This is a genomic window from Georgenia faecalis (assembly GCF_003710105.1).
Lineage (GTDB): Bacteria > Actinomycetota > Actinomycetes > Actinomycetales > Actinomycetaceae > Georgenia_A > Georgenia_A faecalis.
Map to the genome: position 1 here is coordinate 2606024 of NZ_CP033325.1, position 14301 is coordinate 2620324.

Consider the following 14301-nt stretch of genomic DNA (forward strand, 5'->3'; position numbering starts at 1 on the left):
GGGTCAGGCGTCGGTGAGCCGCAGGCGCACGCGCCGCCCCGGACCGATGCGCTCGAGCAGCGCCCGGTCCTCCTCCACGACGTGCCCGACGACGTTGACCGTCGGGTCCGCGGGGATGTCGACCTTCTGGAGCGCGATCTCGCCCTTGTAGCGACCGGCGCCGTCGTTGTCGACGGTCACGGAGCCCGCCGGGCGCGCCCGCGCGCCGGTCGCCGGGATCGTCGCGTCGGCGAGGGCGCCGCGCGCGCTCTCCAGGCGCACCATCGCGGCCGCCGCGTCGGTGCGGTTGCGGTCGACGCGCCTCAGCTGCTCGCGCACGGCCGCCGGCACGTCGGCGGTGAGCCGGACCTCGAGCTCGACGACGTCCTCGACGACGAACGCGCGCCACGCGCGGCGGGTGCGCTCGGACAGGGACGGGTCGCCGACGAAGACGTCGTCGACGCCGAGGGCGTGCAGGTCGAGGGCCGCGGCGACGGGGTGGAGGTCGCGGTGCCGCTCGAGGGTGGGCAGGCCGTGGCCGACCGGGATCCGGAGGACGCCGTCGCCGGGGACGAACGCCTGCACGGCGAACCCGAACTCGTGGAACATCGCCGTCTGCTCGGCGACGAAGGCGTCGTCCAGGCCCGTCCAGGGCTTGGGGAAGAAGTTGTGCGAGATGCCGACCTCGTCGGTGCGCATCCCCATCTCCACCAGCGTCTCGAAGTCGCCGCGGGTGGCGGTGCTCGCGTTGAACCACACCGGGATGGCGTGGGAGAGGCGCACGATGTCGGCCATCGAGATGCCGTAGTCCACGCGCAGTGCGTGCACGCCCCAGTCACGCATGGCGCCCGCCGTGTCGACGTCGAGGCCCACCGACTCCAGCGAGGGCCCGGAGATGTCGACGACGAGCTTGAGCCCGCTGCGCTGGGCCAGCTCGCCGACGCGGCGCATCCGCGCGCCGAAGTCGCCCTCGGGCTCCTCGGGGACGTGGAGCGAGCCGAAGAGGTAGGAGAAGCCGTCCTCCCGGGCGGCGGCGCAGACCTCCTCCGCGACGTCGAGGTGGCGGAAGTAGGCGGAGACCCCGTACTGGCGGGTGCGGGCGTCGGGCATCGGTAACCTCGGTCGTCGTCGGGGCGGCGCGGCGCGCGCGGCCGCACGGGGCAGGCCGCACCGGGCAGGCCGCACCGGGCGGGCGGGGCCGGGCGGTGGACCCGCACGTCAGCGTACCGAGCGCCCGGGATGCTCACGAGGGGCGGCCGTACCCGCGCCGGGAGACCGCGCCCCTCGCCCTTCACAGCACCCGGGATCGGGGGCATCATCGCGCCATGACCCGGTACGCGATCGACGCCCCGACGGCCCTGCGGTTCGTCACCGAGGGGCACGCGCTCGGCGCGGGCCACACGCTCGTGGCCCCGTCGCTGCTCCGCTCGCACGCCCTGTCGGCGCTCTACCGGGACGTGCGGGAGGGACGGCTCGACGCGAAGGCCGGGCGCGCGCGGCTCGAGGGGGTCACCGAGCTGAAGATCCGGCTGCTGGGCGACCGGGTGTCCCGCGCGAGAGCCTGGGCGCTGGCCGAGCAGCTGGGGTGGGACGACACCCCGCTCGCGGAGTACCTCGCGGTCGCGGCGCTGCAGGCGGACGCCCTCGTCACCGACGACCCGCGGCTCGTGGCGGGCGCGGAGGGCGTGGTCGATGTCGCGCCGTTCGACGACCTGCTGCGCTGAGCGGGGGCCCGCGCCCCCGCGCGCCGACCCGTGCACGCCCACCCGCGCACGCCGGCGCACGTCGACGAGTGGCGGGGTGGCGAACCGGTCAGCGCACCGGGAGCCGGTAGACGCTCATGAGCGGGGCGGTGCCGGCAGCCACGGCCGCCTCGTCCCAGTCGCCGGTCCAGTCACGGTCGGCCACGCGATCGAACCCGAGGCGCGCGTAGAGGCGCAGCGCGGCCGGCATCGCCTCCATCGTCGAGAGGACGACGGCGTCGTGGCCGAGCTCGGCGGCCGCCTCAGCACTGGCCCGCACGAGGGCCTCGGCCACGCCCGCCCCCTGGTGCGCGGGGTCGACGGCGAGCATCCGCAGCTCGATCTCCCCCTCCTGGGCGATCTCGGCGTGCGGGCCGCCGGGCGCGGCCAGCGTGATGCCGCCGACGACCCGGGGGCCGCGGTAGGCGGCGAGGACGATGGTGGAGTCCAGGCGCCCGGCGACGTCACGCAGGACGGGGACGTAGCCGTCGTCCTCCTCGAGGATGCCCGCCGCGAGGTAGGCGTCGACGGTGAGGGCACCGAGGCGGTCGGCGTCCTCGGGACGCACGGGCAGGACGGCGAGGGCAGGCACGGACGGTGATTCTGCCACCGCCGCCACGCGGCCGGGCTAGCGTGCCCGTGAAGGCCACCGGAGAGGGGCGCAGATGCCCAGGCACGCGCGCAGGCGGGCCCGGCCCACGTGGCGCCGGGCGGTCGCCCTGTGCACGACGGCCCTGGTGGGCGCCGTCGCCGGTGGGACGGCCGCGGTGTACGCGGAGCTGCAGAGCGGGATCGAGCGCATCGACGTCGCCGACCTCGTGGTCCCGGCCACGCCGGGCGTGACACCGCCACCGGCCGACCTCAGCGCCGGCCAGCCGCTCACCGTGCTCCTCATCGGCTCCGACTCCCGTCACGGCGAGAACGCGGGCCTGGTCGGGGACGGCATCGAGAGCGTCCTCTCGGACACCACCATCGTCGCCAACATCTCGGCCGGCCGGGACCGGGTGGACCTCGTCTCCATCCCGCGTGACTCCATGGTGGACATCCCCGAGTGCCGCACCACGGGCGGCGACGTCCTACCGGCGCGCCACGGCATGTACAACAGCGCGTTCGCGAGCGGGTGGGACGCCGGTGGCGACCGCGCCTCCGCCATCGCCTGCACCCTGTCCACCACCCAGCACACCACCGGCCTCACCTTCGACGGCTACGTGCTCGTCGAGTTCACGGGGTTCACCGCGGTGGTCGACGCCGTGGGCGGCGTGCCCATCTGCATCCCTGAGGACATCAGCTCGCCGAAGGCGGACCTCTATCTCACGGCGGGGCAGCAGGTGCTCGACGGGCCCACGGCCACGGCCTACGCGCGGGCTCGCACCGGCGACGGGCTCGGCGACGGCTCGGACACCATGCGCATCGTCAGCCAGCAGCAGCTCATGTCCGCCCTCGCCAGCCACGTGCTCTCGCGCAACCTCCTCACGGACACGGCCGAGCTCTACCAGTTCGCCACGGCCGCGACCCGCACCCTGACGACCAGCCCCGAGCTGGGGTCGGTCCCCTACCTCACCGGGCTCGCGTTCAGCCTGCGGAACATCTCCGCCGGGGCCATCACCTTCATGACCACCCCGTCCGTGCCGCACCCCGACGACCCGAACCGGATCACCTGGACCGACGAGGCCGAGGAGGTCTGGGCCCGGATCGCGCAGGACCTGCCCGTCGTGGAGGCCCCGTCCACGCCGCCGGGCGATGCGCCGACAGGCGATGCGCCGACAGGCTCCGGGGACGCCTCAACCGCCCCGGGCCAGGCGCCCCCGGTGGAGGCCCCGTCGGACGACGGCGGCCCGCTGACGGCCGCCGACGCGCCCGTCACCTGTGCCTAGGGCACGTCCCCGGCGCCGGCGTCCTCCGGCGTCACCGCCGCCGGGCCACCGGCGAGGAGCGCCTCGAAGCCGTCCTCGTCGAGGATCGGCCGGCCCAGCTCGCGGGCCTTGTCCTCCTTCGACCCGGCGTTCTCCCCCACGACGACGAAGTCCGTCTTGCTCGAGACCGACCCGGAGGCCTTGCCGCCGCGGGCGAGGATCGCCTCCTTCGCGCTGTCCCGGGAGAACCGCTCGAGCGACCCGGTGACGACGACGGTGACCCCCTCGAGCGTGCGCGGCACGTCCTCGTCCCGCTCGTCCTCCATCCGCACGCCGGCCGCCGCCCACGCGTCGACGATCTCGCGGTGCCAGTCGACGTCGAACCACTCGACGAGCGCCCCCGCGATGGTCGGCCCGACGCCGTCGACCGCCGCCAGCTCCTCGGCGGTGGCGGCGCGGATGGCGTCCATCGAGCCGTACCGGGTGGCCAGGGCGCGTGCCGCCGTCGGCCCGACGTGGCGGATCGACAGCGCGACGAGCACCCGCCACAGCGGCTGTGCCTTCGCCTTGGCGAGCTCGTCGAGCATCCGCTCGAGGTTCTTCGACGGCTTCGTCGCCGCGCGCACGGTGCCGTCCGGGCGCCACTGCTCCTTGGTCCAGAAGGCGCGCACCACGCGCCAGTCCCCCGTGGGCTGCCCGCGCAGGGTCTTGGGCTGGTAGACGACGACGTCGCGCAGGTCCTCGGCGCGGAGGTCGAACAGCCCCGCCTCGCTCTCGAGGGCCCCCGTCTGCGGCGTGGGGATCCCGAGCTCGGCCAGCGCGGCGTCGTCGGGCAGGGCCTCCCCCGCCCCCAGGCGCACCGCGCCGCGCTCGGTCTCCACCGCGTGCCCGGCCGCGAGCGCGCTCAGCGCCGCGTCGCGCCGGGCGTCGGGGTCGGTGAGGGCGAGCGCGCCCTCGTCGCCCAGGGCCTCGATGTCGAAGGCGCCGCGCGAGGCGACGTGCGCCACGCGCTCGCGCAGCTGAGCGGGGCAGCTGCGGGCGTTGGGGCAGCGCACGTCGACGTCGCCCTCCTTCGCCGGCGCCAGCGGGGTGCCGCAGGAGGGGCAGGTGGTCGGCATGACGAACTCGCGCTCGGAGCCGTCCCGCAGGTCGACGACGGGGGCGACGATCTCGGGGATGACGTCGCCCGCCTTGCGCAGCACCACCGTGTCCCCGATGAGGACCCCCTTGCGGCGCACCTCGTTGGCGTTGTGCAGCGTGGCCATCTCCACCGTGGACCCCGCGACGAGGACGGGCTCCATGACGCCGTAGGGCGTCACGCGCCCCGTGCGCCCGACGTTCACGCGGATGTCGATGAGGCGGGTGTTGACCTCCTCGGGCGGGTACTTGTAGGCGCACGCCCAGCGCGGCGCGCGCGATGTCGACCCCATGCGGCGCTGCAGCGCGAAGTCGTCGACCTTGACGACGATCCCGTCGATCTCGTGCTCGACGTCGTGCCGGTGCTCGCCGTAGTAGGCGATCATCTCCTCCAGCTCCTCGCGCGAGCGGACCACGCGGGTGTGCGAGGAGACGGGGATGCCCCAGTCCCGCAGCTGGTCGTAGAGCTCGGACTGGTGCGTCAACGCCCGCTCGGGCCCGCCCGCGCCCCAGTCGAGGGCGCCGACGCCGTGGGCGATCATGTCGAGCGGGCGCGACGCCGTCACCCGCGGGTCCTTCTGCCGCAGCGACCCCGCCGCGGAGTTGCGCGGGTTGGCGAACGGCGCCTTGCCGGCCTCGACGAGCGAGGCGTTGAGCTCGAGGAAGCCGGCGACGGGGAAGAACACCTCGCCGCGGATCTCGATGCTCGCCGGGTGCCCCGTGCCCGCCAGCTGCGCGGGCACCGAGCCGATGGTGCGGACGTTGAGCGTGACGTCCTCGCCGGTGCGCCCGTCCCCCCGGGTGGCCGCGCGGACCAGGCGGCCGTGCTCGTAGAGGAGGTTGATCGCGAGGCCGTCGATCTTCAGCTCGGCGGTCATGGCGACGTCCCCGCTGCCGGCCTCCGCGTGCACCCGAGCCGCCCACTCGCGCAGCTCGTCGAGGGAGAAGACGTCGTCGAGGCTCTGCATGGGCTGGAGGTGGCGGACCGTGGCGAACTCGGTGGAGAACGTCCCGCCGACCCGCTGCGTCGGCGAGTCCGGCACCCGCAGGTCCGGGTGCGCCTCCTCGAGCTCCTCGAGCTCCCGCAGGCGCGCGTCGTACTCGGCGTCGGAGAGCGTCGGGGCGTCCCGGACGTAGTAGGCGAACTGGGCGGCGTCGAGCACCTCGACGAGCTCCTCCCACCGGGCGCGCGCCTCGGGCGGGGCTGCCTCGGCGGGGGCGGGCGGGGCGGGGATGGGGCCGGCGGCCGGGTCGCTCGTCGTCACGCCCACCATCTTGGCCCAGGGCACCCACACGGCCAGCGGGGCCCGCCGTGGTGGCGCACACGGTCGCGGCCGAGGGACCGGCGTTTCTGCACGATCACGAGGGAGGTAGGCGGGGAGGGAGGGAGCGAGGGGGGAGAGAACGGGGCGGGTGAGAGGTCATCCCCCGGGATGACAACGGAGATCACCCCTGCGACGGATGCCCGGTGTGGGTGCGGGCTGGCACCCTGGTCCTATGTGCGGTCGATACGCGTCCTTCCGGCAGGCCCAGGACCTCGCCGACACCTTCGACGTCGCCGAGGTCACCGACGAGGCGGCGGCCGTGCCGCCGTCGTTCAACGTGGCCCCCACGCAGCCGGTGCGCATCGTCCTCGAACGCCTGGTAGAGGCCGAGCCCCTCACCGTGCGGCGCGAGATGCACGCCGCGCGCTGGGGCCTGGTGCCGGCCTGGGCGAAGGACCCCTCCGTCGGGGCACGGATGATCAACGCCCGGACCGAGACGGTCGCCGAGAAGTCGGTGTTCGCCAAGCCGCTCGCCACCCGGCGGTGCGTGCTCCTCGCCGACGGCTACTTCGAGTGGCGGCGGGACGCCGGGCGCAAGATCCCCTACTTCGTCCACGGCGCCGACGCCGGGCCGGTGGCGCTCGCCGGGCTGTACTCCTTCTGGCGCGACCCCGCGAAGGCGGAGGACGACCCCACCCGCTGGCTCCTGTCGACCACCGTCCTCACCCGCGCCGCCCGTCCGGAGCTCGAGTTCCTCCACGACCGGGAGCCCGTCCTCCTCGCCCCGGGGATCCTCGCCGACTGGCTGGACCCCGCCCTGACGGCGCCCGAGGGTGCCCTCGCGGTGCTCCACGCCGAGGCGCCGCGGGTGGACCTCCACGAGGTCGGCGCCAAGGTGGGCAACGTCCGCAACGACTCCCCCGAGCTCATCGAGCCGGTGGACGCCTGAATGGCGGAGCCCCGAAGGACCTGGGCGGGGTGGCTGCGCCCGGACTCCCGCGCCGCGGACGCCGTCGTCACGGTCGTCGCGGTCCTCGTCATCGCCGTCCCCTCCATCCACAGCTCCACCAGCTACGACGGCCTCGGCGCCGGCGCGGGCCTCCTCGCCTCCCTCGTCATGACGGTGGCCCTCTACTGGCGCCGTAGCCGCCCCGTCGCCTCCGCCGTCGTCATCTACGCCGCCGCCCTGGCGCACTTCGTCCTCGGCGCCGAGATCGTCGTCGCCGACCTCCTCATTCCCGTCGCGCTCTACTCGGTCACCGCGCACGGCCCCCGGTGGGCGGGGCGGGCCGCCCTGGCCGGCGCTCTCCTGGGCTCGCTGATCCTCGGCGTGTCGATCGGCATGGCGGACCTCAGCTCCTCGGCCGCCACCGTCATCGTCACGGCCGCGGTCGTCGTCGTCGCCTGGTCCCTGGGCCTCCTGCGCCGCAGCCGGCTCGAACGCGTCGAGACCCTCGTCGAGCGGGCCCGCCGCCTGGAGATCGAGCGGGACCAGCAGGCGCAGATCGCCACGGCCGCCGAACGGGCCCGGATCGCCCGGGAGATGCACGACGTCGTCGCCCACTCCCTGTCCGTCGTCATCGCCCAGGCCGACGGCGGACGGTACGCCGCCGCCGCGAACCCGGACGCCGCCGTCCGTGCCCTCACGACGATCAGCCAGATCGGCCGGGACGCCCTCGCCGACATGCGCCGCATCCTCGGCGTCCTGCGTGACCCCACGGGCGGGGAGGAGGCGGGGACCGTCGCCCCCCAGCCCGTCGACGCCGACCTCGACACCCTCGTGGAGCAGGTCCGCGGGTCCGGGGTGCGGGTCTCGCTCGTCCGCCTCGGCGACTCGCGGCCGCTCCCCCCCGGCGCCGGCCTGAGCGTGTACCGGATCTGCCAGGAGGCGCTGACCAACGTCCTCAAGCACGCCGGCCCGACGGCCGCGGCGACCGTCATGCTCCAGTGGCTGCCCACGCGCCTGGTCCTCGAGGTGAACGACGACGGACGGGGCGCGGCCGCGTCCTCGGACGGTGCGGGCCACGGCCTGGTCGGCATGCGGGAACGGGTGACGCTCTTCGGCGGGACGCTCCTCGCCGGCCCGCGGGCCGGGGGCGGCTACCGTGTCCGGGCGGAGATCCCCCTGCCCCCCGCCCCCGCCACCATGGCAGGCCCGCCGCCGCCCCTGCAGCCGGCGGCCTGGCCCGCCCCGGAAGGACACCGATGAGCCCCGACGGCTCCCCTATCCGCGTCGCCGTCGTCGACGACCAGGCCCTCCTGCGGGCCGGCTTCGGTCTCGTCATCGGCTCCCAGCCCGACATGGAGGTCGTCGTCGAGGCGAGCGACGGGGCCCAGGCCCTGCGCGCCCTTGACGCCTACGCCGTCGACGTCGTCCTCATGGACATCCGCATGGCGGGCATGGACGGCCTCGAGGCCACCGCCCGGCTCACCGCGGCCCCGCGGCGCACCGGCTCCTCGCCCAAGGTCATCATCCTCACGACGTTCGACCTCGACGAGTACGTCCTCACCGCCATTAAGGCCGGCGCCAGCGGGTTCCTCCTCAAGGACGCCCCGCCCGAGGAGATGCTCGGCGCGATCCGCACCGTCCACGCCGGCGACGCCGTCATCGCCCCGTCCTCGACCAAGCGCCTGCTCGCCCACCTCGCGCACGTGCTGCCGGACGAGCAGAAGGCGGACCCCGCCGTCCTCGGCACCCTCACGGACCGCGAGCGCGAGGTGCTCGTCCTCATGGCGCGCGGGCGCAGCAACACCGAGATCGCGACCGACCTCGTCGTCGCCGAGGCGACGGTGAAGACACACGTGGGGCGCGTCCTGGCGAAGGTCGGCGCCCGCGACCGGGTCCAGGCGGTCGTCCTCGCCTACGAGACCGGTCTCATCACGCCGGGGTCCTGACCCCGCTCGCGGGCCTCGCCGGTCTGACACCGGCGGCGCCCGTGTACGACCAGGGGATGACGGAAGAACCAGCCCGGGGCCCGACGCCGCGGCCCGGGCCCGGCCCCTAGCGTCGAGGTACCGGCTCACGCTGCCGGCACCGAACCGAAGGAGTCCCATGAGCACCACCGACGACGCCACCACCCGCACCCCGGGCCGGGCCGCCCCAGCGGCGGTCCGCGCGACCGGCCTCACCAAGGTCTACGGATCCGGGGACGTGGCCGTGCACGCGCTGCGCGGCGTCGACGTCTCCTTCACCGCCGGGGAGTTCACCGCGATCATGGGGCCGTCCGGCTCGGGCAAGTCCACGCTCATGCACCTGCTCGCCGGCCTCGACACCGCCACCGGCGGGCGGGTCCACCTCGGGGACACCGAGCTCACCACGCTCGACGACACCGCCCTCACGCTGCTGCGCCGCCAGCGCGTGGGCTTCGTCTTCCAGTCCTTCAACCTCCTGCCGATGTTCACCGCCGAGCAGAACATCACGCTGCCCTGCGAGCTCGCCGGCACGAAGCCCGACCGCGCGTGGTTCGACGTCCTCGTCTCCACCCTCGGCCTGGGCGAGCGCCTCACCCACCGCCCCGGCGAGCTCTCCGGCGGCCAGCAGCAACGCGTGGCCATCGCCCGCGCCCTCATCACCCGCCCCGACGTCGTGTTCGCCGACGAGCCGACGGGCAACCTCGACTCCCGCGCCGGCGCCGAGGTGCTGTCCTTCCTGCGCACCAGCGTGCGCGAGCTCGGCCAGACCGTCGTCATGGTCACCCACGACCCGGTGGCCGCGGCCTACGCCGACCGGGTGGTGCTCCTCGCCGACGGCCGCATCGCCGGCCAGATCGCCGACCCCACCCCCGAGGCGGTCCTCGCCGGGCTCGACGCCCTGCGCACCACCGACATCGAGAGCGCGGTGCGCTGATGCTGCGCCTCACGCTCGCCCAGATGCGGCGCAGCGTCGGCCGGCTGCTCGCCGCCGCCCTCGCCATCGTCGTCGGGACGGCGTTCATCGCCGCCACCCTGCTCGCCTCCGCGCTCCTGCGGGAGACGACCTACGACGCCATGACCGCCTCCCTCGGGGACGCCGACGTGGTGGTCTCCGCCACCGACGGCGCCCTCAAGGCCGACGACCTCGCCGCCGTCCGTGGCGCGTCCGGGGTGAGCGCCGCCGACGGCACGCTCTCCATGACCGCGCAGATCCTCTCGGACGGCATCGCCGACTTCGCCTTCGTCGACGCCGCCCCCTCCACGCCGGAGCTCACCGTCCACGAGGTGGCCGAGGGCGAGCTGCCCACCACGACCGGGCAGATCGCGCTCACCGCCGCGAGCGCCGGGCGCCTGGGCGTGGACATCGGGGACGACGTCGAGGTCGAGGGCGGCCTGTACCTGCCCGCGGGCGGCGCCAGCGACGAGCCGGTCGCCGTCGACAGCCGGCTCGAGGTCGTCGGGATCCTCGAGGACCCGGGGGCGCTCTTCGGCTCGGCGAGCAGCACGCTCGTCGCCGGCGAGCAGCTCGAGGCCTGGGTCACCGACGGCGGCCGCGAGATGTCCTACGAGCAGATCCTCGCCGTCGGCGACGGCAGCGAGGACGACGTTGCCGCGGCGGTCGCCGCCGCGCTCGACGGCGCGGGCGTGGTGCGCACGGGGACCGAGGTGGCCGAGGAACTCACCTCCGGGGCCCTCGGCAGCACGGTGATCTTCACGGCGCTCATCCTCGGCTTCGGCGCGCTCGCCATGCTCGTCGCCTCGATCGTCATCACCAACACCTTCCAGGTCCTCGTCGCCCAGCGCACCCGCCAGCTCGCGCTGCTGCGCTGCGTCGGGGCGACCAAGGCGCAGATCCGTCGCTCCGTGCTCACCGAGGCGGTCCTGCTCGGCACCCTCGCCGGCATCGCCGGCCTGGCCATCGGGGCAGGTCTCGCCCAGGGCACGTTGTGGGTCCTCGGCACCATGGACCTCGACGTCCCGGTGCCGAGCACCATCACCCTCACCGCCGCCGCCGTCCTGGTGCCGGTGCTCACCGGGGCCGCCGTCACGGTCCTCGCCGCGCTCGCGCCGGCGCGCGCCGCCACCCGTGTCGCCCCCCTTGCCGCCATGCGGCCCGCGGGCGCCCCGGACGTGCGCGGCACCGGCCGCGGCCGCCTCGTCCTCAGCCTCGTTCTCATCGTCGGCGGCGGCCTCCTCCTCGCCGGTGCTACCGCCGCGATGCTCAGCGGCCAGTTCGACGGGGACGACGTCCTCCTCATCGCGCTCGCCGCCGGCGTCCTCGGCGGTGGCCTGTCCTTCGCCGGCGTCATGGTCGGCGCGGTGTTCGTCGTCCCGGCCGTCGTCCGGGCGCTGGGCAGCGTTGCCACCCGGCTCGGTGGGGGCAGCACCACGCGCCTCGCCACCGCCAACGCCACCCGCAACCCCCGCCGCACCTCCGCGACGGCCACGGCGCTCATCATCGGGGTGACCCTGGTGAGCATGATGTCGACCGGCGCGGTGAGCGCGCGGGCAAGCCTCGACGCCCAGCTCGACGGCGCGTTCCCGGCCGACATCGTCGTCACCTCGGCCGGGTGGGCGGAGGACGGCGGCGCCGCGCCGCTGACCCCGAACCAGCTCACCGCCGTCGCTGAGGCCCCCGGCGTGGAGCGGGTGCTGGAGGTCCGCTCGGCGCCGCTCAACTTCGCCGCGGGCGACATCGAGGTCGAGGTCTCGGACGTCACCGACCTCGACCCGGCCGCGGCGGGCGAGGTGCTCCGCGACCTCACCGGCCTGGAGGACCTGGCGCCGGGCACCGTCGTGCTCGCCGGCTGGGCCGCCGAGGACCTCGAGGTGGAGGTGGGGGACACGGTCGAGGCTGCCCTCGCCCCCGACGCCGCCACCGATCAGGACGCCCCGCGGGTGCCGCTCGTCGTCGTCTCGACCGACTCCCCCGTCGGTACCGCCGTCCTGCCCGAGACGCTGGAGCAGTTCGCGCCCGACGCGTCGACCACGGGGATCTACGCCCGGCTCGACGCCGAGGACGCGGCCCAGGCCTCCACGACGATCTCCGACCGGCTCTCCGAGGCGACCGGGACGAACGGGTCGGTGCCCTACGTCTCCGGCGAGGCCGCGGAGCGGCAGATGTTCGGGCAGGTCATCGACACGCTCCTGGCGATCGTCGTCGGCCTCCTCGCCGCCGCCGTCGTCATCGCGCTCATCGGGGTGGCCAACACCCTGTCCCTGTCGGTGATCGAACGGACGCGGGAGTCGGCGCTCTTGCGGGCGATGGGCCTCACCCGCCGCCAGCTACGGGGGATGCTCGCCACCGAGGGAGTCCTGCTCGCCGTGGTCGGCGTGCTCGTCGGCGTCGTCCTCGGGGTGCTCTACGGGTGGGCCGGGACGGCCGTCATCCTCGGCGCCGCCGGCGGCGTGACCCTCGCCGTGCCGTGGCTGCACCTGGGCGTCGTCGTCGTCGTGGCGGTGCTCGCGGGCCTGCTCGCCTCGGTGCTGCCCGCCCGGACGGCGGTGCGGACGCCCCCGGTAGCCGCGCTCGCGGCCGAGTAGGGCCGGCGGACCACCGCCCCGGACACCTGACCCTGGAGGGGGGCCGGAGTCCGGGGCGGTTCGTCGTCCCGGGCGGTTCGTGGTCCCGGGGCGGTTCCGTGTCCTGGGGTGGGTTCGCGCCTGACGCCCGAGGGCAGCTCCGGTCAGAGCACCGCGTGGGGACCGGCGTCGTCGGTCCACCCGCGCGACGCGGGGGCGAGCACGGCGACGGCCACGGCGACCGGCAGGACGACGCCGAGCACGGTGAGCCAGGCGGGCATGAGGCCCGCCTGGCTGACGCCGATGGCGAGGACGAGCAGCTGCCAGGTGAGCACCGGCCCGCGCCCCCACCGCCGTCCGGCGTGGAGGGCGCGGGCCGCCGCTGCGACGAGACCGGCGAGGCCGAGGAAGAACACCGCCATGGCGAGGCTGGGGCCGACGGACGGGCCGCCCCCGCCGAGCGCCTCCACGGCGATGGAGACCGCCAAGGCCGCCAGGGCGGCGAGCTCGACGAGGACGAGGAGGAGGCCCACGCGGAGCACGAGCGGGGGCCGGGCAGGAGTCTCAGGCACGCGCCGAGCGTACGACGCACCGCCACGGGCGGGCGGGACCGCGTTGCGCACAGCCCGGTGCGCGCTTGTGAGGCAGTTCACGCGCTTGCGCGCAGAGTTCTCGGTCACATCCCTCTTGTCGGATACGGGTGTCCATGTGAAAGTGGTGACCAGGAGTTAACCCACTGTTCACGGACCTGCTGCTTCCCCGCATCTTTTCGCGGGTCCGACTGCGCCCGAAGGAGATGCCTCATGGACTGGCGTCACAATGCTGCCTGTCTGACGGAAGACCCCGAGCTGTTCTTCCCCATCGGTAACACCGGGCCGGCCCTCGTCCAGATCGAGGAGGCCAAGGCGGTGTGCCACCGCTGCCCCGTCATCGACACGTGCCTCAAGTGGGCGCTCGAGAACGGCCAGGACGCCGGCGTCTGGGGCGGGATGTCCGAGGACGAGCGGCGCGCGCTCAAGCGTCGCACCGCCCGCGCCCGCCGCGCCAGCTGAGTGAGTCTCGCGACCGCGGCACAGGCCGCGGCCACCGGTGACCTCGACGGCTTCGCCGGGTGGACCGTGGGCCTCATGGAGGCCCTCGGCGGCCCCGGCCTCGGCATCGCCGTCGCCCTGGAGAACCTCTTCCCCCCGATCCCCAGCGAGGTCATCCTCCCGCTCGCCGGCTTCACCGCCAGCCGCGGCGACCTCTCTATCGTCGCCGCGATCGCCTGGACGACCCTCGGCTCGGTGGTCGGCGCGCTCGCCCTCTACGGGCTCGGTGCGTGGCTCGGGCTCGACCGCCTGCGCGCCATCGCCGCCCGCCTGCCGCTCGTCGACCCCGCCGACATCGACAAGACGGACCGCTGGTTCGCCAAGCACGGCACCAAGGCCGTCTTCTTCGGCCGGATGCTCCCCATCTTCCGCAGCCTCATCTCCATCCCGGCCGGGCTCGACCGCATGCGGCTGACCACCTTCGCCGCCCTCACGTTCGCCGGCTCCCTCATCTGGAACACCGCCCTGGTGATGGCCGGGTACCTCCTCGGTGAGCGGTGGGTCGAGGTCGAGCAGTACACCGGCATCCTCCAGTGGATCGTCATCGTCGCCGTCCTCGTCGCCTGCGTCTGGTTCGTCGTCTCCCGCCTCCTGGCCCAGCGCCGCCGGCGCGACGCCTCCGCCGGCTGAACCGGACGACCTCCGGCGCCGCCGGACAGCGAGCACCGGCGGGTTTCGTCCCGGCGCCCGTCGCGGTGCTGGCCCCCGTTGGCGGGTGTCGGGCGGCGGCACGAGAATGACCGGGCTCCGGGCCACGACGGCCCGGTGCCCGGACCACGCCGGTCCGGGCCTCGTCCTG

At 74.9% G+C, this 14301-nt stretch carries 13 protein-coding genes; 9 read left to right on the forward strand and 4 right to left on the reverse strand.

Annotated elements, in window-relative coordinates; translation table 11 throughout:
* Positions 1–3: 3 nt before the first annotated feature.
* On the reverse strand, positions 4–1089 hold the full coding sequence (locus EBO36_RS11430; RefSeq protein WP_122824736.1) for a DUF871 domain-containing protein: 1086 nt from the start codon (positions 1087–1089) through the stop codon (positions 4–6).
* 215 nt (positions 1090–1304) lie between these two features.
* Here EBO36_RS11430 and EBO36_RS11435 point away from each other — a divergent pair, with 215 nt between their 5' ends.
* Positions 1305–1703 carry a PIN domain-containing protein gene (locus tag EBO36_RS11435; protein WP_122824737.1) on the forward strand — a complete coding sequence of 133 codons (399 nt, stop codon included), beginning with the start codon at positions 1305–1307 and terminating at the stop codon, positions 1701–1703.
* Between the two features lie 88 nt (positions 1704–1791).
* On the opposite strand, the gene EBO36_RS11440 is transcribed toward EBO36_RS11435, so the two are convergent.
* Positions 1792–2313 (reverse strand): GNAT family N-acetyltransferase, encoded by a 522-nt coding sequence (locus EBO36_RS11440; protein WP_222928716.1) that lies wholly within the window; start codon positions 2311–2313, stop codon positions 1792–1794.
* A 73-nt stretch (positions 2314–2386) separates the two neighbouring features.
* Here EBO36_RS11440 and EBO36_RS11445 point away from each other — a divergent pair, with 73 nt between their 5' ends.
* Positions 2387–3595 (forward strand): LCP family protein, encoded by a 1209-nt coding sequence (locus tag EBO36_RS11445; RefSeq protein WP_122824738.1) that lies wholly within the window; start codon positions 2387–2389, stop codon positions 3593–3595.
* Here EBO36_RS11445 and ligA read toward each other — a convergent pair.
* Positions 3592–5985, reverse strand: a complete 2394-nt coding sequence (gene ligA, locus EBO36_RS11450; protein ID WP_122825631.1) for an NAD-dependent DNA ligase LigA — start codon at positions 5983–5985, stop codon at positions 3592–3594. The genes EBO36_RS11445 and ligA overlap by 4 nt on opposite strands.
* Positions 5986–6208: 223 nt before the next feature.
* Between ligA and EBO36_RS11455 the strand changes: the two genes are divergently transcribed.
* The 5 genes from EBO36_RS11455 (at position 6209) to EBO36_RS11475 (ending at position 12432) form a co-directional block, all read left to right on the forward strand.
* Positions 6209–6925 carry an SOS response-associated peptidase gene (locus EBO36_RS11455; RefSeq protein WP_122824739.1) on the forward strand — a complete coding sequence of 239 codons (717 nt, stop codon included), beginning with the start codon at positions 6209–6211 and terminating at the stop codon, positions 6923–6925.
* Complete coding sequence (locus EBO36_RS11460; protein ID WP_122824740.1) at positions 6926–8185, forward strand: sensor histidine kinase; 1260 nt, start codon at positions 6926–6928, stop codon at positions 8183–8185.
* On the forward strand, positions 8182–8871 hold the full coding sequence (locus tag EBO36_RS11465; protein WP_122824741.1) for a response regulator: 690 nt from the start codon (positions 8182–8184) through the stop codon (positions 8869–8871). The genes EBO36_RS11460 and EBO36_RS11465 overlap by 4 nt, the downstream gene beginning before the upstream one ends.
* A 157-nt stretch (positions 8872–9028) precedes the next feature.
* A complete protein-coding gene (locus EBO36_RS11470) occupies positions 9029–9823 on the forward strand; it encodes an ABC transporter ATP-binding protein (protein ID WP_122824742.1) in 795 nt (264 codons plus the stop codon).
* Positions 9823–12432 carry an ABC transporter permease gene (locus EBO36_RS11475; protein WP_122824743.1) on the forward strand — a complete coding sequence of 870 codons (2610 nt, stop codon included), beginning with the start codon at positions 9823–9825 and terminating at the stop codon, positions 12430–12432. The genes EBO36_RS11470 and EBO36_RS11475 overlap by 1 nt, the downstream gene beginning before the upstream one ends.
* Before the next feature lie 143 nt (positions 12433–12575).
* Here the strand turns inward: EBO36_RS11475 and EBO36_RS11480 are convergent, their stop codons facing one another.
* Complete coding sequence (locus EBO36_RS11480) at positions 12576–12983, reverse strand: hypothetical protein (RefSeq protein ID WP_164471457.1); 408 nt, start codon at positions 12981–12983, stop codon at positions 12576–12578.
* A 231-nt stretch (positions 12984–13214) separates the two neighbouring features.
* Between EBO36_RS11480 and EBO36_RS11485 the strand changes: the two genes are divergently transcribed.
* Both EBO36_RS11485 and EBO36_RS11490 read left to right on the forward strand, forming a co-directional pair.
* A complete protein-coding gene (locus EBO36_RS11485) occupies positions 13215–13463 on the forward strand; it encodes a WhiB family transcriptional regulator (protein ID WP_122824745.1) in 249 nt (82 codons plus the stop codon).
* The gene (locus EBO36_RS11490) at positions 13464–14132 is read left to right on the forward strand and encodes a DedA family protein (RefSeq protein WP_241236876.1); all 669 of its coding nucleotides are present in this window, start codon (positions 13464–13466) and stop codon (positions 14130–14132) included.
* Positions 14133–14301: the final 169 nt, after the last annotated feature.

Bases quoted from the DNA above. Each gene is read 5' to 3' on its own strand.
- EBO36_RS11430 (WP_122824736.1), bottom strand. From the start codon at position 1,089: ATGCCCGACGCCCGCACCCGCCAGTACGGGGTCTCCGCCTACTTCCGC.
- EBO36_RS11435 (WP_122824737.1), top strand. From the start codon at position 1,305: ATGACCCGGTACGCGATCGACGCCCCGACGGCCCTGCGGTTCGTCACC.
- EBO36_RS11445 (WP_122824738.1), top strand. From the start codon at position 2,387: ATGCCCAGGCACGCGCGCAGGCGGGCCCGGCCCACGTGGCGCCGGGCG.
- ligA (WP_122825631.1), bottom strand. From the start codon at position 5,985: ATGGTGGGCGTGACGACGAGCGACCCGGCCGCCGGCCCCATCCCCGCC.
- EBO36_RS11455 (WP_122824739.1), top strand. From the start codon at position 6,209: ATGTGCGGTCGATACGCGTCCTTCCGGCAGGCCCAGGACCTCGCCGAC.
- EBO36_RS11460 (WP_122824740.1), top strand. From the start codon at position 6,926: ATGGCGGAGCCCCGAAGGACCTGGGCGGGGTGGCTGCGCCCGGACTCC.
- EBO36_RS11465 (WP_122824741.1), top strand. From the start codon at position 8,182: ATGAGCCCCGACGGCTCCCCTATCCGCGTCGCCGTCGTCGACGACCAG.
- EBO36_RS11470 (WP_122824742.1), top strand. From the start codon at position 9,029: ATGAGCACCACCGACGACGCCACCACCCGCACCCCGGGCCGGGCCGCC.
- EBO36_RS11475 (WP_122824743.1), top strand. From the start codon at position 9,823: ATGCTGCGCCTCACGCTCGCCCAGATGCGGCGCAGCGTCGGCCGGCTG.
- EBO36_RS11485 (WP_122824745.1), top strand. From the start codon at position 13,215: ATGGACTGGCGTCACAATGCTGCCTGTCTGACGGAAGACCCCGAGCTG.